This window comes from Bacillus sp. JJ1122 (assembly GCF_036964885.1).
Classification (GTDB): Bacteria; Bacillota; Bacilli; order Bacillales; family Cytobacillaceae; genus Mesobacillus.
Window position 1 is genome coordinate 20,877 of the sequence record NZ_JBALQL010000050.1, and the last position, 18,512, is coordinate 39,388.

Annotated in this window: 13 protein-coding genes; 7 read left to right on the plus strand and 6 right to left on the minus strand. The window is 41.4% G+C overall.

Annotated features, from left to right (window positions below; genetic code table 11):
• Nucleotides 1-13 precede the first annotated feature (13 nt).
• On the minus strand, nucleotides 14-979 hold the full coding sequence (locus V7201_RS22725) for a quinone oxidoreductase family protein (RefSeq protein ID WP_335379030.1): 966 nt from the start codon (nucleotides 977-979) through the stop codon (nucleotides 14-16).
• 438 nt (nucleotides 980-1,417) lie between these two features.
• On the minus strand, nucleotides 1,418-2,422 hold the full coding sequence (locus tag V7201_RS22730) for a DUF3231 family protein (protein WP_335379031.1): 1,005 nt from the start codon (nucleotides 2,420-2,422) through the stop codon (nucleotides 1,418-1,420).
• Between the two features lie 141 nt (nucleotides 2,423-2,563).
• Here V7201_RS22730 and V7201_RS22735 point away from each other — a divergent pair, with 141 nt between their 5' ends.
• The 3 genes from V7201_RS22735 (at nucleotide 2,564) to V7201_RS22745 (ending at nucleotide 6,558) form a co-directional block, all read left to right on the plus strand.
• Nucleotides 2,564-2,713, plus strand: coding sequence for a hypothetical protein (locus V7201_RS22735; protein WP_335379032.1), 150 nt, complete (start codon nucleotides 2,564-2,566; stop codon nucleotides 2,711-2,713).
• A gap of 286 nt (nucleotides 2,714-2,999) precedes the next feature.
• On the plus strand, nucleotides 3,000-6,083 hold the full coding sequence (locus V7201_RS22740; protein WP_335379033.1) for an efflux RND transporter permease subunit: 3,084 nt from the start codon (nucleotides 3,000-3,002) through the stop codon (nucleotides 6,081-6,083).
• 133 nt (nucleotides 6,084-6,216) lie between these two features.
• Entirely contained in the window at nucleotides 6,217-6,558 is a 342-nt protein-coding gene (locus V7201_RS22745; RefSeq protein WP_335379034.1) for a zinc ribbon domain-containing protein YjdM, read from the plus strand.
• A gap of 30 nt (nucleotides 6,559-6,588) precedes the next feature.
• Here the strand turns inward: V7201_RS22745 and V7201_RS22750 are convergent, their stop codons facing one another.
• Entirely contained in the window at nucleotides 6,589-8,208 is a 1,620-nt protein-coding gene (locus tag V7201_RS22750; protein ID WP_335379035.1) for a serine hydrolase domain-containing protein, read from the minus strand.
• Between the two features lie 483 nt (nucleotides 8,209-8,691).
• Here V7201_RS22750 and V7201_RS22755 point away from each other — a divergent pair, with 483 nt between their 5' ends.
• Entirely contained in the window at nucleotides 8,692-9,864 is a 1,173-nt protein-coding gene (locus tag V7201_RS22755; RefSeq protein WP_207501477.1) for an Alp7A family actin-like protein, read from the plus strand.
• Between the two features lie 14 nt (nucleotides 9,865-9,878).
• Entirely contained in the window at nucleotides 9,879-10,484 is a 606-nt protein-coding gene (locus V7201_RS22760) for a hypothetical protein (protein WP_335379036.1), read from the plus strand.
• A 52-nt stretch (nucleotides 10,485-10,536) separates the two neighbouring features.
• Here the strand turns inward: V7201_RS22760 and pepF are convergent, their stop codons facing one another.
• Nucleotides 10,537-12,354, minus strand: coding sequence for an oligoendopeptidase F (pepF, locus tag V7201_RS22765; RefSeq protein WP_335379037.1), 1,818 nt, complete (start codon nucleotides 12,352-12,354; stop codon nucleotides 10,537-10,539).
• A gap of 189 nt (nucleotides 12,355-12,543) precedes the next feature.
• Between pepF and V7201_RS22770 the strand changes: the two genes are divergently transcribed.
• The gene (locus V7201_RS22770; RefSeq protein WP_335379038.1) at nucleotides 12,544-14,181 is read left to right on the plus strand and encodes an ATP-binding protein; all 1,638 of its coding nucleotides are present in this window, start codon (nucleotides 12,544-12,546) and stop codon (nucleotides 14,179-14,181) included.
• A gap of 63 nt (nucleotides 14,182-14,244) precedes the next feature.
• Here the strand turns inward: V7201_RS22770 and V7201_RS22775 are convergent, their stop codons facing one another.
• Together V7201_RS22775 and V7201_RS22780 are read right to left on the minus strand one after the other, a co-directional pair.
• Complete coding sequence (locus tag V7201_RS22775; RefSeq protein WP_438825096.1) at nucleotides 14,245-15,417, minus strand: MFS transporter; 1,173 nt, start codon at nucleotides 15,415-15,417, stop codon at nucleotides 14,245-14,247.
• A gap of 700 nt (nucleotides 15,418-16,117) precedes the next feature.
• A complete protein-coding gene (locus V7201_RS22780) occupies nucleotides 16,118-17,047 on the minus strand; it encodes a YitT family protein (RefSeq protein ID WP_335379040.1) in 930 nt (309 codons plus the stop codon).
• A 176-nt stretch (nucleotides 17,048-17,223) separates the two neighbouring features.
• Here V7201_RS22780 and V7201_RS22785 point away from each other — a divergent pair, with 176 nt between their 5' ends.
• A complete protein-coding gene (locus V7201_RS22785; protein ID WP_335379041.1) occupies nucleotides 17,224-18,354 on the plus strand; it encodes an NAD(P)/FAD-dependent oxidoreductase in 1,131 nt (376 codons plus the stop codon).
• Nucleotides 18,355-18,512: the final 158 nt, after the last annotated feature.

The following is an 18,512-nucleotide window of genomic DNA, read 5'->3' on the forward strand; positions in this document are numbered from 1 at the left end:
AAAAGGCCTCCGATCAAGGAATTAATAAGATTTTGCCGGCGCTTTTTCGGCTTTCTAGTAACTCATGTGCTTCTTTGCCATCTTTTAGATCAAAGGTCATTGGAGTCGACACAGTTAAATCACCATTTTCGATCCATTTAAATAGCTGGTTTGACCGATTAATCCGTTCTGTTCTTGAGGTTAATACATTCCATAGATCCCCGCCAGTAATCGTTTTTGATGTATCCATCAGCATCCGGGGGTCTACAGGCTTTGGATCGCCTCCAGCCATTCCATAAAATACGACCGTGCCACCAACTCTGGTTGCAGCAAAACTTTCTGATAAGGTGGATCCGACAGAGTCAAACACAACATCTGCGCCAGCCCCATTTGTTTCCTGCATTATTTGATCAACCCAATTTTCACTGTATAAAAAAACCTTTTTAGCACCGACCTTTTGGGCTATATCTGCTTTTGCAAAAGAAGATGTTAGTCCAACCGCCTTGCCTCCAAGCAACCCGGCCATCTGAATCAATAATTGCCCAACCCCGCCTGCAGCAGCATGGACGAGTGCTGTATCTCCAGCTTTAATTTGATAGCTGTCATGAACGAGATAATGTGCCGTCAGTCCCTGAAGCAGGATGGAGGCAGCCGTCTCGAAGGAAATCGTTTCTGGAAGCGGGATTGCTTTTTCAAAAGGAACAGCAACAAGTTCTGCATTTGCATAAGGGACATCGGCAAACGCAATTCGGTCCCCTTGTTTTACTTCAGTTACATTACTCCCAATTTCTTCAACGATTCCCGCGCCCTCATATCCTAAAATGTAAGGCGGCTGGCCAGCAAGGTGATAGTTTCCTCTTCTCCGGTAAATATCTGCGAAGTTTAATCCAATTGCTTTTGTCCTCACAAGAACCTCATCAGGTCCGATCGAAGCATCTTTGATTTCTTTATAAAGTAATACTTCCGGCCCGCCAAATTGTTCAAAAACGAGTGCTTTCATATTAATCCTCAATTCTTCTTTAATTTTTCTTATTGAAGGAAACTTTACTATAGCACCACTGATAAACGATTGCCATTTAGCGAGTTCTTTTTAAAAGGTGTTTTTTAAAAATTTGTTGTTTTGTAAGGCAATTAAAAATAAGTTGATTGGAGCAAGGGTCCGAGAACAACTCAATGAGGAAAAAAGTGCGACGAGTTGTTCTGAGAAGGGCCCAGAGAACAACTCAATGAGGAAAAAGCAGGAACTTGAGTTATTCAGCATTCTTCCACGCGGAAAGCGAGCATCCGTACGTTCTATTCAACCCCACTCTAAAAGCAACAATGTTTACGAAAACAGCCTTTTAAATAGAACAGTCCTAGGAAAGGTAAAAGTGAAATGAAAATATGCAGGTAATTGCACCTGCATATTAACTATTTTTATCTTATTTTTTCCTCTCGTTTATATTTTGCGATCAATCGTTTGGGGCGGCTGTTCCAGCCATTTTTCAGTAATCGTCAAAATCAGTCCTTTGCCGTAAAACTTCTTCATTTCATCTGAAATATTGGTGAATTTCATGACGATATCAGTTCGCAAACATGAAGTCAGAGCCTGATTGATCATGATGAAGCAGAACATTCCCAGGCATGTATTGACAAAGAACATCATCAGCTTATCGGAAAATGGAGAATCCTTCACATTGTATATGTTGAAATCGCCAGATGCTGAAATTGGTATATTTTCTTTATCAAAGACTTCCTGAAGGGTACTTGTGACTTTTTCGAGTGCCTGATTCCCTTTGCTGAAATGTTGTTTGAGATCCTTCGTTTTGGCTAGTTTCCCAAAGGTTACGAGGACCATTTTCGAAAATTGGGCTCTATGGATAATCCGTGTAAGATTGGCAATTTCAGCAGCGTTAACAGGTCTTGAACCGCCGAATAGCCCATTCAGGTAGTTCATATGGCCGACCATATCAATTGTGTGGTCCATGGCAACCTGAGGCGGCTTCAAGTAAACGCCTTTAGACAGCATCAGTTCTGTCATCTCATTTTGAATTTGCAGAACGGACTCAATAGCCCCTTGAAAAAGAGCCCTGATATCTTTTCTGGTAGAATCAGAAAATGCGCTCGGATATGTAATCATGGAGAGCATCGTTATATCATGGCAAATATATAAAATAAACGTATCGGAAAATACTTTGCCAGCATCAGCTCTTATGTCCTCGGCAGTAAAGCCTAAAGGGATCGTAAGCTTCTCTTTTGTAAAAATCTCCTTGAGATCCTGCACGTTTTTTTGAGCAAAATCCAATAGCATTTCCACTATATTTTTAACCTCTGGATCTGTTGTGGTTGCTAAGAAATATTCATAAAACCGCAATTCCATCGTGATTTTCATATATCCGGCCCATATGTTGGATACTTCGGTCGCAGTCAATTCAACCTGGGATTTGTTTGTTGTCTCAGACATTCCATACACTCCTTTCCTATTATTGTTGCTTTTAACGAAGAAATTATTATTGCAATGAGGATTTTGAATTTGCGTAATAGCACTAGTCATTACATAGAAAGAAAAAGGATGGAAAACCTTATAAAAAAGGAGGTTTTCAATTTGAAAAAGATCTTATTGCTATTTTTGCTGGCTTTCTCCATGTTCTCCATCACTGGCTGTGGAAATGACGAAAAACCTGAAGTGGGAGAAGATGTGGAAGATGTAGAGGAAGAAGATGAAATTGGAGACGGTGAAGTAGATGATGAATAATTTTTAAAAATGGATTTTGAACCAACCAGCTCATCTTCAATAAATGTTGGCCATACAAATAAGAAAAGTACCTAATTGCTTTCCCTTTTATTGCGTAATGACTTTCAATTTCAGCTGTCTGTATTGATGTTCGTTAAAGCGAAAAGAGCAAAATTTCATCCTCTTTGCTCTTTTTTGCTGCCTACTCCGCTAACATTGTAATTATTTAGTATAACGATTGACATCTGACCGGTCAGTCATTAAGATTATAATGAGCTAAATAAGTCATTCAGGGGTAGGTGTACAAGTGAAAGGTTTAGTTAATTTTGTTCTAGGAAATAAGCTTGCAGTCTGGCTGCTTACTATTATCATTACTGTATCTGGAATTTATTCAGGCACAAGAATGAACATGGAGACAATCCCGAATATATCGATTCCTTACTTAATGGTAATGGATGTCTATCCAGGTGCAACTCCTGAAAAAGTAATGGAGGATGTGTCCATTCCAATCGAGAAAGCGGTGGAAGGACTTGAGGATGTTAAATACGTTTATTCCAATTCATATTCCAATATGTCTAGCATTCAAGTGGAATATGAATATGGCATTGATATGGATGAGGCAAAGCGTGCCCTGCAGTCTGCTTTAGATGCTGTAGGACTGCCAGAGGGCGCACAGGAGCCAACCATTACAGCAATCAGCATGAATATGATGCCTGTAGCAGCGCTTAGTGTCAGCAGTACCGAGGAGGATATTGTTGAGCTAACGTCTACAGTTGAGGATGTCTTAGTTCCTAAGCTTGAAAAAATAGATGGGGTTGCTTCTGTAACCATTACAGGACAACATATCGAAGAAGTCGACCTTTCTTATAAAGAATCGAAAATGGCTGAATACGGATTAACCGAGGATAAAGTAAAAGAAATGATTAAGGCTAGCAACCTGGCAGTTTCCCTGGGACTCTATGAGTTTAAAGAAGGGGAGCAGGCAGTTGCAGTGGATGGCAAGTTCATGACAGAAAATGAGCTGAAGAACATGCTGATTCCTGTTACTCCATCTGCAAGCAATCCTTCACCATTCGTGAAGCTAAGCGATATTGCGGATATTGAATTGATTGGTAAGGTTCAGTCTGTTTCCCGGACGAACGGAGACGATGCCATTGCCATTCAAATTGTGAAAGAGCAGCAGGCCAATACCGTTGATGTTGTGAATGAAGTGAAAGATTTAATCAAAGAAGAGAAAGCAAAGATTGATGGCCTTGTCATCGATGTGTCTCTTGACCAGGGAAAACCGATTCAAGAATCCGTTTCAACGATGATTGAAAAAGCGGTATTTGGTGGATTGATCGCTGTTTTGATTATTCTTTTATTCCTAAGAGATTTCAAATCTACGATTATCTCAATCGTTTCTATCCCAGTTTCCATTTTCATGGCGTTGCTGTTGTTGAACTGGATGGAGATTACGCTTAATATCATGACGCTTGGTGCAATTACGGTCGCGATTGGCCGAGTCATTGATGACTCCATTGTCGTAGTCGAAAATATTTATCGCCGCCTGCACTTAAAAGAAGAGAAGTTAACAGGCCGCGCCCTTGTACGTGAAGCAACAATTGAAATGTTCAAGCCGATTTTATCTTCTACATTAGTAACAGTGGCTGTATTCGCACCGCTTATTTTCGTTGGTGGGATGGTTGGTGAGCTATTCGCTCCATTCGCATTGACGATGACCTTTGCACTTGGTGCATCTCTTATTGTCGCCATTACGATTGTACCGGCTTTGTCTCACTTTTTATTTAAGAAGAAGCTATATAGTCAAAAGACAGAAAGCAGCCATAAAGAGACTGGAAAGCTGGCAAATTGGTATAAAGGCGTACTGAATAAATCGCTTAATCATAAAATTATCACATCAATCATTGCAATCGTTTTATTGGCGGGCAGCCTGGCGCTGACTTCAATCATCGGCTTCAGCTTCATGGGCAGTGAAGAAGATAAGGTCATGTATTTGACGTATACTCCTGGAGCGGGTGAGCTTAAGGAAGAAACGTTAAAAAATGTTGAAAAAGTAGAAGAGAAAATGCTGAAACGGGATGATATTGACATTGTTCAAATATCTGTAACGGAAGAGGCAGACCAGATGTCTGCCATGATGGGCCTAGGTTCTGGCGGTGCGTTAATGTACCTGATCTTTGACCCTGAAATGGATAACTTCCCTGAAGTCCGTGATGAAATTGAAGATTATGTATTCAATCTTGGTCAAAGCGGTGAATGGAAGAGCCAAAATTTCGGCGGAATGTCGATGCCTGAAAATGAAATCAGCTATACATTCTACAGTGAAGATTTAACGAAACTTAATAAAGCTGTAAAAATGGTAGAAGAGGAAATGGAAAAAAATGACGGTTTGAAGGATGTATCTTCCAGTGCAGAGGATGCCTATGTTGAGTATACCTTTAAAGTGGAACAGGATGAATTGCTGCAATATGGCTTAACTGCAGGTCAAATCGTCATGATGCTTAACCCTTCAAAAGCGAAGGATGTATTGACGACGATTGATAAAGATGGCGAAACCCTGGATGTCATTGTCCAGCAGGAGCAAGCAAAACAGCCGGAATCAATCGATGATATCCTCTCTACACCGGTGCCTACAGCGCTTGGTAAAACAATGCCTCTATCTGAGCTGGTAACCGTTGAAAAAGGAACAACAATGAACACTCTGGCGCGCAGCAAAGGTGAATACTACGCGTCGGTTTCAGGAACAGCCATCGATGATGATATCTCAAAAGCTACATCTGAAGTAGATCAAGCAATTGATAAATTGGATTTACCTAAAGGTGTTGAAGTAGGGACTGCTGGTGTACAGGCAGATATGACGGAAACGTTCACTCAGCTTGGTGCAGCCATGCTTGCTGCAATTGCTATCGTGTACTTTATCCTGGTTGTAACCTTCCGTGAAGGGGTCGCGCCGTTTGCCATCCTATTCTCGCTGCCATTTGCAGTCATAGGTTCATTCGTCGGATTACTGATTGCAGATGAAACCATCTCCGTTTCAGTTATGATGGGTCTATTGATGCTCATTGGTATCGTAGTGACAAATGCCATTGTACTCGTGGACCGCATCATCCATAAGGAGCGTGAAGGGATGACAATGCGTGAAGCAGTCCTTGAAGCTGGTGCAACCCGTCTCCGTCCAATCCTGATGACAGCCATCGCTACTATCGGGGCGCTCATTCCATTGGCATTTGGCTCAGGCGGAGGCGGACTGATTTCAAAAGGTCTTGGCATCACCGTAATCGGCGGATTGACAAGTTCAACATTATTAACATTGATTGTAGTACCAATCGTGTATGAAGTGCTATCGAAAATATTTAAAAAGAACCGTAGAGAAATAGAAGAAAATTAATCAAATTGCCCTGCTGAATGACTAGTCATTTGGCGGGGTTTTTGAGTTTGTCATGGAAGTTTCCGTTTTTTATAACCAGGAAGTATTTGCATTAAGCTATAATAGGGATTGCAAAATAAAGGAGGAAAATGTTTTGTCAAACTTGCCAAATTGCCCAAAATGCAATTCAGAATATACGTACGAGGACGGCAGCCTTCTCATTTGTCCAGAATGCGCCTATGAATGGACTTTAGAAGAAGTAACAGGGAATAATACAGACGAGAAGATTGTGAAAGACTCCAACGGAAATGTCCTGAATGACGGAGATACAGTGAGCGTCATCAAGGATCTTAAAGTGAAGGGAACTTCATCTGTCATTAAGATCGGTACAAAAGTAAAGGGTATCCGATTGGTTGACGGTGACCACGATATTGACTGCAAAATCGACGGCTTTGGCGCGATGAAGCTGAAGTCTGAGTTTGTTAAAAAGGTATAAAACTGAGCCAGGCTTGTAGCCTGGCTCGTTCTATAGAGATGATAAAGATAAGGCATGGGAGCTTTGCTGTGGGTAGCGCCAGGCAAAGTCGAATTCTAAATTAACGTTGCCGTCAATATTTATAAAGCTTACTAACCCGTATTCCTTAGTTAAAAATTGATTTTTATCAATAGCCCTCCCGATTAAATCCATGTTTGTTTGAAGGTCTTTTATGATCAGGAAATCTTCTTGTATGGAGACCTCATAGCTCTCTATACCGTTGCTGAATGTTCCTTCCCATTCATTCCAGTCACTTGGATCTGGAGTATAAACTCGTTTAAACTCCGGGCATGCCTTGCTGTCTACAACAATGCATTTAATGTTCTGGCCTGATATCGGAGCAGGAAAGCCTACTGTAAATGCTGTATGTCCCTTGTCATCTAAGGCGAAATAAGTATGAGTGTTAAATTGTTTTAACTGGAATTTCTGGTCGTTATGGATCAGGTATTTTTCTGCCGACTCAGAACGGATCTCCATTAATCCATAATAGCTGTGTAAATAGGTCCCTTCAAAGTACGCACAATCTGGATCTTCACCATGAAAGCCTTCTGTTGCATGCACTGTTTCATTGTCTGAGCCTCTCAGCAGCTCGTCCACAATTTCATATCCAGCCTGGAAAATATTCTCTCCATTTGCCAGAGCAATGACGGCGATTCCCTTGTCTGGAACAAGGATGAATTGGCTGGAGTATTGGCTGCTATACTGCCCATAATGCCAGTATCGGTCAACTCCATCCTTTGTTTCCTTGAAAAAAGAGATGCCGCAACCTCCATCGGTTGAGTTATACCATTTGCTGTGCTGGTTTCTCATTTCTTTTACAGAAGCGGGAGAGAGCAGCTGTTTATCTTTATAGGCTCCGTTTTTAAGATGCATCATAGCGAATTTACTAAGCTCTTCAATTGAGGAGAACGCATAATAAGAGGGATAGCTGGCTACAACATCATAAAACTGGTGAGAAATTGCCAGGTTTCCATCGGTGAGCTTCTCGTGTGGAAGCGCTAAAGGATAGGTCATGGCCTTCAAAGGGTCATAGGTGGTATGAGTCATTTCCAATGGCTCAAATAGCATATCCTGCATAATGGTTGTAAAAGGCTTACCTGTTACTTGTTCTGCGACAAATCCTGCGATATTCAAGGCGTGGTTTCCATATGAATATGCCGTACCTGGATGAAAGAGGATTGGCAGAGTTGGAACGACTTCCTTCATGTAAAGCATTAACCCCGCTTCATTATATTGAAAACGTGTATCATCACCGGTAGGAAGTCCTGACGAATGCGACAAGAGCATCCTGATTGTTATCAGCTTAGACAATTCAGGATCCGCAGCAGTAAACCAGGGGACATAATGCTGTACCGTCTTATCTAAGTCAATTAGACCTTTTTCAGCAAGCATCATGATAACGGTACCAGTGAAAAGCTTGCTTACAGATGCTATTCGAAACAAAGTATCTGGACGAATTGGTACTCCCCAGTCCTCAGCAGTCGTCCTCCCGTATCCCATGGATAAAACTACTTCTTGATCCATAATCACTGCTACTGCGGCACCTGGGATATTATTGCTTTTCATAGAAGCATCAATAATTTGATGGATATTTTCGGTTTTTATCGTCATTAAGCAGCCTCCCTATAAATCACATTCACAAATAAATATATATTCTATGTGTTTTAGTGATTTCCTGCTTTAACAAAGAAAAGAACCCCTTACATAGTTTGGAAACGAAACCTGCCATTAAAAGTAACACTTCTATCGATAGGGGAGGGGAGTAGAGTAAGTGGAAAATAAGAAAATAATCCCTTTTGATAAGTTGTTTACAAATAAGTTTACTTGTATACAATTTGTAAACATTGCGTATACAAATTGGTTTACATGTTTACAAATACGTATACATCTAGGTATATCAACATGTATACGTATTTGTCATCGTTGTGTACAATTGCGTATACAACACTCTGTGAAGGTTTACAGCTTGTTTACATGTTTACAAATATATTTCTTTTTGTCCCTTTTTATTGCAGTATCTATTATTTCGCTTTACCTTTAAAATAGTAAGAGTATATACATAATTACTTAAAAAATAGAAAAGGAATGATATGAATGACAAAATCCAGAATTGCAGCTGTTGATGTAGGTAATGATTCTATTAAAGCGATTTTCGGAGAATTTGATAATGAATTAAATATCCCTAATATCGTAGCAAGGGATACAGAGGACCGTCCTGTCATCGGTATTGAAGAGTTAGACACAAAAGATCCTATTGATGGTATCCATATTAGAGTCCACTCCCCTGCCCTGAAAGAAAATAATGCAATTTACCGTGTAGGGAGTTTAGCGACAAAAAGCGACAATGCTACTGAATTAGATCCAGGAAGCAGCAAGTCAGAAGAAGATCAAACACTAGTGATGCTGTTCGCTACTCTGGCATTAGATGCCGTTCAAGAAGAAAATGGAAAGCTCTTTCCAAGATCCAAGAATGTAATTGATGCAAACTATACCCTTGGAACAGGTCTGCCGCTTCGTGAAGTAAAGGAAGGAAAAGATGCTGGATACCGCTCAAAATTAGTTGGGTCTGTCCATCAGGTAGAATTCCTTGTGACTCCGAAGTACCAGGGCATTAAAGTAAATATTAAATTTGATGAAGTGAAGGTCTATCCTGAAGGTTTTGCGGCTTACATTAATCTAGTAATGGATAATAGCCTCAAAATCATTAACAAAGATTTAATTGATAGAAGAATTTTAATCCAAGATATTGGCGGCTTATCAACGGATATCGCTGTCATTAAAAACCGCAATGTTGATGATGATAAGGCACAGGGCTTCAACCTTGGTGTATCTGAGGCGTTAGAACAAATCAGAGAAGAAATCCGCAGCAAACACGGCGTGGAATTAGACAGCCGCAGAGATGTTGTAGAGATCATCACCCGCAAAAACGATCGTAACCATATCATGGTCAAAGGAAGCCGTACAAGTGTACATGATATTACTGACCGCATCCTTCTTGAGTTAGCGAAAAAGCAATATCGCCTGCTTCGCAACGTATGGGCAAAGAACTCACAAACGGAAATCTGCTATTTCGTTGGCGGTGGTGCAACTGTTTTGAAGGAATATATCAAAACATTAAACAATAATCTTGATGGCTATAACATTGAGTTTTTTGAAGATGAAAAAGAGAGCATCTGGATGATGGCGAATGCTTATTACAAGCTGATCATGGATTATGTGAAAAAGACAGAAAAGAGCAAACCTGCATCTGAGCCTGTAAAAAGCTAAAATAAGGTGATCCTATGAAAAAGACCAACCCAAACGAGATAAAGAGAGGACAGGCTATATCATTCCGTGTTCCTTCTGATACTCCCGACCACATTTTAAGGCATATGCAAAAATTGAAAGAAACAGAGAGAAGGAATTTCTCCAGTAAGATTGCTGAATTTGTGATGCAGGGTTTAGGCAGTTCTCATTCAAAGGAACGGGAAACCCTTACGATTCCTCTACCTCGTAATTTAAGTAAATCGCAACGGGATTGGGTAAAGCATGAGCATTCTGAGGCCTTGCTTGGCAACATCGTTTATCACTTGTTAAGCGATCCGGTTCGCGCTACATCTCTGCTTGCTTCATTGAACAGTAAATCGACTGAAATAGATGAGGCGCTGTATTTGCAGGAAGAGATTTTTTACCCGAGTGCGGAAGCGGAGCAGGATAACAGCGGTATTCTGGCGACAGAAGAGGCAGCCCCGGCAGCTGAAGTGGATTCATTTGATGATGATTTGGATTCTTTTGACTGGGAATCTATGAAACAAAATGATGACCGAGTCTCGGAAGAAGAAACGGAAGAACAAGAAGACGATTTAGATGATCTTCTTGGAGACTTTCTTGCTAAAATGAATAAGTAAATAGGCCAATAAAAGACCCCTGGGATCGAGAATCCCAGGGGTCTTTTTGTCATTATTCATATGAACGTTCCAGTTCGTCAATCAGTGAACCGACATAAGCAACTGCTTTGCGTACTGGTTCTGGCGTCGACATATCAAGACCCGCGTGCTTCAATAGCTCAAGAGGCTTCATGGTGCCGCCTGCACGGAGCACCTCGAGCCAGCGGTCAACGGCAGGCTGGCCCTCTTCCTGAATCAACTGTGCGACGGCAGTCGATGCAGTCAAGCCCGCAGAGTAAGTATAAGGATACAAGCCCATATAGTAGTGAGGCTGGCGCATCCAAGTCAGGCTGGCGCCTTCGTCGATTTCAACGGTATCGCCCCAGAAACCTGTAAGGACGTCGGCTTTCATTTCTGTCAGTGTTTTTGCTGTAAGAGCTTTGCCTGCTTCAGCATGAGCATAAACCCTGCGCTGATACTCAGCTTCAAGCAAATGGGTGACAAAGTTATGGTAATACGTTCCAAGCAGCTGCAGGACAACCCAGCGGCGCATTTGTTGATCCTCTTTGTTTTCATTAAGAAGGTGCTGTGCTAACAGCATTTCATTCATAGTGGATGGTGCTTCAATGAAATACATCGATGGACGAACATTCATGATGCGCTGATTTTTATTCGCTAAATAGAAATGCCCTGCATGGCCGAATTCATGTGCTAATGTAAAGCAGCCGCGCATATTGTCTGCCCAGGTAATCAGGATATATGGGTGCGAACCATATGGACTTGAGCAGAATGCTCCTGTTGATTTTCCTACGTTATCAGCGAGGTCGACCCATCTTTCCTTAAAGCCTTTTTCAATCATTTCGGTATAGTCTGGTCCCATTACTTTTAAAGATTCAGTAATGACCTTGCTAGCCTCTTCAAAGGTGATTTCAGGGTCGAAATCAGGGTCAAAAGGAGCCTTTAAGTCACAGAACATCATCTTATCCAGACCCAAAACCTTCTTCTTCAACTGGGCAAATCGGCGCATATGCGGTGCCAGTTCTTTATAAATGATGTCGATTTGATTATTGTACATCTCTAAGGTGACCTGCTGAGGCTCGAGCAGCATTTGCGTGACAGATTCATAGTTTCGCAGGCGGGCAATCGTCACTTGCTTTTTTACCTCAGTAGAATAGGCAGCTGCAATCGTATTTTTATATTGTTTGAGAGTTGTAACGAAGGATTCATATGCTTTTCTGCGAACATTGGTGTCAGGAGAAAATTCATATCGGCTTTCGAACAGCGCAAACGAATTTGGTAATTCATTGCCTGCCTCATCCTCGATTGAGGAAAATTCCATGTCAGCCAGCTTAGCCATTTCATAGATTTTATATGGAGCAGCATGAACTTCGCCTAGTGCGGCAAGCACCTCTTCCGTTTCCGGTGACAGCTTATGCTTTTTTGTTTCAAGAAGCTCTAATAGATTTTTCCGGAATGGCTTAAGTTCCGGCTCCTCCTGAAGGAATTTTTCTATCGTCCCATCCTCAAACGCTAAAATTTCAGATGAGATAAATGACAAGGAAGCCATTGCGTTCGTGCTGATGGCAGCAACCTTCGCTGAATTGGCCTGATTAACAGGATCCGTTCCGTCTGCTGATTGTTTCAAGCTGGCATATGTACGTGCTTTTATGAGCTGCATAGAAAGCTCTTCCTGGGCGACAAGACATTCTAACAATGCCTTTGGTTCTGTATGTAAAGTGCCTTTTAATGCTGCAAATTTATCGATATCTGCCTGGATTTGTTCCAGAGCTGTCTCCCACTCCTGGTCAGAAGCAAATAAATCCTCAAGATTCCAAGTAGACTCAACAGGGACCTCTGAACGGACAAGACGTTTTTCTACTGTTTTATTCAACAAAATCTCCTCCTTTTGTATCCTAATAATACTACGAAATACGAAATAACGTTAGTTAATTATATTGAATAATAAAAATATTATAACTATACAATTTTTAATCTCTAAAAAAGGTATAGAAAAGATTGGAATACTGGTATATTATTGGTTTGAATATTATGAAAATTAATATATACAGGTGGGAGTAAATTGATTTTACTAGACTATATAATAAATCTCTCCATTTTTTCTCTTATGGCCAGCACACCTTTAATCATTCGTTCTTTCATCAACCATAAGCCGCTTAAGCAGCTGCGTCTTTGGGCCGCGTTATATGCAGGAATGGTATCCTCGATTCTCGTTGGACTATCCTATGAACAACAGGGCTACTCCTACGATATCCGCTATGCAATTCTTATTTTAGTATTTGCTTATCTGGGACCTCAAGCAGGGCTTATAACGGGAAGTTTTTCCTTACTCAGCAGATTAATGGCAAGCGACAATTGGCTTCCAGCCATTGTTGGCTGGCTGATCATCATGTTTTTTTTCACTCTCATAAACAAGCGATATGCCCATCTTAAACCAGCTAAAAGAACTGGAATCCTGGCTGGCTTCTATCTTGTTATTTATATTTTGACGGTGCCATTACTATTTAATGTATTTAGAGATAATCCCGTCTTTCACCTCCAATACTTGCTGTTTATTATGCTAGGAGTGATGATTGGCGGGTTGCTGATAGAGTCATATGAAAACTTATATAGAATCATTACAGAAAAGAAGAAAATGGAGAAAACACTTGAAGAAAGTGAGGCAAAGTATCGCCTTATTGCTGAAAATACATCGGATCTTATCATGGTGATGAATAAAGAAAACGAAATAAGCTATTTTTCTCCCTCCCATGAAATCGTTTTGGGGTACGAGGTTTCTGAACTCCAATGCGTAGATATTTATAAGTTGATTCATCCGGACGATGTTCATCCTTTTGTTAAAACAATCGAAAACATATTTGAAAACAATGAATCTCGATCTGTCGAATTTCGATTTCTGCACGATGAAGGCCATTGGATTGATTTTGAATCCCGCTGTATGCCTGTGATTGGAGAAGAAGGGGTGATCGAGCACATTGTCATGATCAGCAGGGATATTTCAGAACGCAAAAAAGCAGAAGAGGTTCTTTTGCAATCGGAAAAGCTGTCGATTGTCGGGGAGCTGGCAGCAGGTGTTGCCCATGAAATCCGCAACCCGCTTACAACGATTAAAGGGTTTGTCCAGCTTTATAAAAAAGAAAATAATTTCATTGAATTTAACGACTTGCTTCTCAGCGAGCTGGAACGGATCGAAACGATTACAAGTGAAATGCTGACACTTGGTAAACCCCAGGCCATTCAGCTTAATAGGGCGAATTTACGGGATGTGATTGAAAACACGGTAGAACTGTTATCTCCACAGGCAAAAATGGAGGATATCCAATTCATCCAGAAGTACGAAGATAATGACTATGTGATTACTTGTGAGCAGAATCAAATCAAGCAGGTGTTCCTGAACATATTCAAAAATGCGATGGAGGCCATGCCAAAGGGCGGGGACATTGAAATAAGCATGAAGAAAAACAAGGCAGGGAACTGTGTTATTTCCGTAAAAGACCAGGGCTGCGGAATTCCAGAAGAATTGCTGCCGCGCTTGGGTGAGCCTTTTTACACATTAAAGGAAAAGGGAACAGGGTTGGGACTGATGATTTGCCATAAAATTATCAAACAGCACCAGGGGATCATTTCTTACAAAAGCAAGCTAAACGAGGGCACCTTGATTGAGATACACTTGCCTTTAGCGAACAAAATCGTTGACTGAGGCAATAATATGGCAGGGCTATAAAGAAGGAGGGGGACACTCGATGTCACCCTCCTTTCTGATTTAAACATTCAATGAATGGGAGTTTTTCATGCGTGAATTGTAGATTTGGTAAAGAACCAAGGCAATCCCTGATAATATAATCCCTGAAATATAAGGCATCCCGATAGCGATCGAGAACAGCCATCCGCCTAATGGCGGGCCGATGATCCTCCCAAGTGAATCGAAGGACGACAGCAGGCCGGTAGTGCTCCCGTGTCCAGCGGTTGATTTCTTTGTCAGCAAAGAGGATACGCTTGGGCGGATTAGGCCGTTTCCAACGCCAAATATCGTTAAGAAGAGAGCAGCAGTTCCAAATCCTTTAATCAGCAGGATTAAGGCAAAGCCTACCGCTGAAATGAAGATTCCCAGCTGGATAACCGTCCCTTCTCCCAGCTTTTTAGTCATTCTTCCAACTAAACCACCTTGGACAATGGCTCCTGCGAGTCCCATGATCATGAAAATATAGCCTAGCTGCACAGCGCCTAGCCCAGCTTTTTCAGCAGCAAAATAGGCAAATGTTGCTTCAAGGCCGGATAGGCTCAACGATACAAACAATTGCAGCACAAACAAAACTGATACAGGGCCATTGAAGGCCTTTAATAAAGATGATCTTTCCTTTGATTGGCTGTTGCGCTCCTCAATGGAAAGTGATTCTTTCAGGACGAAGGTGACGAGCAGAAATGTGATCAGGGAAGTAGCACCGGCAAGATAGAATGGCATGTTCAGGCTGGACTGCGAAAAAATTCCGCCAATCGCAGGTCCAAATATAAAGCCAAGCCCTACAGAAGCTCCAATGATTCCCATTCCTTTTCCGCGATCTTCCTCTGAAGTGATATCAGCCACATAGGCCATGACAGTTGGCATATTTGCCGAGGACAAAAGCCCGCCAATGATCCTTGCTGCAAAAAGCATCCAAAGCTCTGATGAAATGGCCATCAAGAAAAAAGAGAGTGACAGTCCAATAATGCCAATCATGATGACTGGCTTCCTGCCAATCCTGTCAGAAACGCGTCCCCACATAGGCGCAAACAGAAGCTGCATCAAGGAGTAGACGGCCATCAACAGTCCCAGTTGAGTGGGGTTAGCCCCAATCTCCTCCGCATAAAAAGGCATGACCGGAATAATGATCCCAAACCCGACCATTACAAGGAACATGACTAAAAATAAAATAGGCAGAGCCTTTTTAGTATTCATTAACTCTCTCACTCCAGTTGATAAATAACTTAATTATGCTAAAAACAACAATAATGTAAATTATATCAGAAAGCATGCTGGGCTACCTAAAAGAGAATCCAAATAACCCTATAGAAATGTTTTATCATAAGGGACAATACGCCTAAAAATGATGCCCATAGATTCCAATTTATATTCCATAATATCAAGGATTGGAAGTGTGCGCTCGATTTCAACAAAAAATAAAGGTCGCCGCAATTAGCAGTAAAAATCTTTTTGCTGATGTTGACAGTCTTCTCTCGATTTCAAGAAACAAAAGAAGCATTAGGGGGATGATGATTACATCAGAGATTCGGAACATCAGGAAATGCCATGGTTCCGTTGATACTTTCCAAAGTTTTTCATTATCTGCGTTGACTGAAATAAAACTAGTAAACAGGTATTCGATACATATGAAAACAAAGATGAGATTTAAATGGATTGTTCTTTTTGCTTATTAGTACAAAAGAAAGAATCAAAACCAGCGTCATCGATACAAATAGAGAAACAGTTATCATAGGCTCCTCGGTGCTTCTGCGTATTTTCACGTATTTTTATCTATACGGCTGGTCCTTATACAAAAAAATACCCCCGGTCATGGAGGTATTGGACTATTGTATATGCTGATTGTTCTCAAAGCAATTGTACTTATTCTCAAACAAATCTTTTCTCAAAGCTTCCTTCAGCCAAATCTCTCAAGTGTAACATCGATCATATTAGAAGCGATGTAATAAGCTGCTAATGACAGCAAAGCTTTATCCCAGCCAAAAATGAATCCGGCGCTGGAAAATACGAAAATATTGATGAACATTATGACTTTGCCAACAGAAAATGAAGTTCGGCGGTTCAGCAATATGCCTAAAATTTCTGTTCCGTCGAGCGACCCTCCATATCGGATGACAATGCCAACCCCCACTCCAAGAAAGATGCCGCCAAACAAGGAAGCTAAAAGGGGATTTCCCGTTGGAACAGGAACATTGTAAAGGACGAGTGTCCCAAGTGATAATACGGTAATTCCCAATAAGGTGGTCACAACAAATCTTTTTCCGATTTTTTTATAGCCCAGATAGAGGAAGGGAAGATTCAGGAAGAGCAAATAGAACTCCAGCTTCAAACCTGTCAGATAGGACATAATGATGGAGACGCCAACGATCCCGCCGTCGATGATATGGTTGGGAATCAGAAAAAATTCAAGTGCTAACGATACGAAAAGGGCTCCAACAATAACAAAAACTGATTTGAATATAATTTTTCGGAAGGAGATTTTGCTCCTTGAACGATATTCGTTTTCTTCCGGACTGAACTTTATCATGATAAAGGCAGGCAGTAAAAACCCAACCGCCTGTTCGATATTTGCGACCGCCCTTGACCAGCCACTCGGTACGATTTTGCTAGTGTCTTCAAAAAATAAAGCGATCCCGCTCAAATGGAAGGCATTCTCTAATTTTTCCGCAAAAAGTTTTGGCTGTTCTTTCAAGGATGAGGGATCGATTAATGGTCCTAATTGAAAGATATCTAAAAAAAGATAGATTACACCGAATGCCACAAAAACATTTAAATAAAGAAATAGAAAATTGGCCAAATCATAGAGCTTTTTATTCTGTACAAGCATTTCATCGCTTCCTTTTCTTTTTGGACAAGTGTTTAATTGTATGAATTTTTTTGAATAATTAAAACCTCGTTCATGCAAAAATTAGATGAATGTTTAGAAACAAATATCCTTCATTGAAGTCTTCTCCATAACTCCTGTAGAATGGACACAAGTAAATAAGTGAAAAAGGTGTTTATATGAAAAAATTCATCATAATAGGTGCTGGGATTTTAGGAGCATCCACTGCTTACCATTTAGCGAAATCCGGTGCCAGTGTAACAGTAATTGACCGCCAGGAGCCAGGTCAGGCGACGGATGCTGCGGCGGGAATCATATGTCCCTGGCTTAGCCAGCGCAGGAACAAAGCCTGGTATTCACTGGCTAAAAGCGGGGCAGAGTACTATGCATCTCTCATAAAGCAGCTGGAGGAGGATGGGGAAACAGAAACTGGCTATGAGCAGGTAGGGGCAATCAGTCTCCATACAGATACAGAAAAGCTTATTAAAATGGAAGAAAGAGCAAGATTAAGGAGAGAAGATGCTCACGAAATTGGCGAGATCCGCCAACTCTCCCAGCTTGAAACAATGGAAATGTTTCCGGCGTTATCTAGTGATTACTCGTCTGTCCATATTAGCGGTGCGGCACGCGTTAATGGGCGTGCGCTTCGTCAGGCACTAATTAACGCAGCAATAAAACACGGTGCATGTCTTGTCATCGGGGATGCCCAACTAGAGCATGATCAAAATCAAGTAAAGGCAGTGCTGGCGGGCGGTAAGCGCTACGAGGCTGACAGGGTCATAATCACCGCGGGTACATGGGCACCAGAGATTCTACAAACGCTCGGAATCACTCTTCAGATTGCTCCGCAAAAAGCCCAAATCGTCCATCTTCAGCTTGAACAAACTGAAACAAGTATGTGGCCAGTCGTCATGCCTCCTAATAATCAGTACATCTTAGCCTTTGAGGGAGGAAGGGTTGTGGTCGGGGCTACACATGAAGATGAAATGGGTTTTGACCGCCGGGTAACGGCAGGGGGACTTCATGAGATTTTTGCTAAAGCACTGGCAGCAGCTCCTGGGCTGGCAGATGGAACCTTCATTGAAGCACGTGTTGGCTTCCGTCCTGTGGCGCCTAACTTCCTGCCGATTATTGGAGCAGTACCTGGTTATGATGATCATTTGTTTTTGGCAAATGGTCTTGGTTCATCAGGTTTGACCGTCGGACCGTACTTGGGGGCACAGCTTGCAAAGCTTGCGACCGGAGAGATGTTGGAAATAAATCTTGAGCAGTATGATGTTGCCGGGGCAATCAGCGAGAATATTTCCTAGGCAATGAGAAAATATTGAAAGATTGGGGACATGCCAGACGGAGGCATGTCTTTTTATATGTTCAAACGGGGTCCTTGGATGAACTATACTGCTTACGTCATACATTTTTTTAGGCTCTGTTAAAGATGAATGTTGATTGTTAAACCCTGTTGATTGTA

What these genes read in the sequence shown, in the direction of transcription:
- V7201_RS22725 (WP_335379030.1), bottom strand. Translation starts at nt 979, where the DNA reads ATGAAAGCACTCGTTTTTGAACAATTTGGCGGGCCGGAAGTATTACTT.
- V7201_RS22730 (WP_335379031.1), bottom strand. Translation starts at nt 2,422, where the DNA reads ATGTCTGAGACAACAAACAAATCCCAGGTTGAATTGACTGCGACCGAA.
- V7201_RS22750 (WP_335379035.1), bottom strand. Translation starts at nt 8,208, where the DNA reads ATGACGATAAAAACCGAAAATATCCATCAAATTATTGATGCTTCTATG.
- V7201_RS22755 (WP_207501477.1), top strand. Translation starts at nt 8,692, where the DNA reads ATGACAAAATCCAGAATTGCAGCTGTTGATGTAGGTAATGATTCTATT.
- V7201_RS22760 (WP_335379036.1), top strand. Translation starts at nt 9,879, where the DNA reads ATGAAAAAGACCAACCCAAACGAGATAAAGAGAGGACAGGCTATATCA.
- V7201_RS22775 (WP_438825096.1), bottom strand. Translation starts at nt 15,417, where the DNA reads ATGAATACTAAAAAGGCTCTGCCTATTTTATTTTTAGTCATGTTCCTT.
- V7201_RS22780 (WP_335379040.1), bottom strand. Translation starts at nt 17,047, where the DNA reads ATGCTTGTACAGAATAAAAAGCTCTATGATTTGGCCAATTTTCTATTT.
- V7201_RS22785 (WP_335379041.1), top strand. Translation starts at nt 17,224, where the DNA reads ATGAAAAAATTCATCATAATAGGTGCTGGGATTTTAGGAGCATCCACT.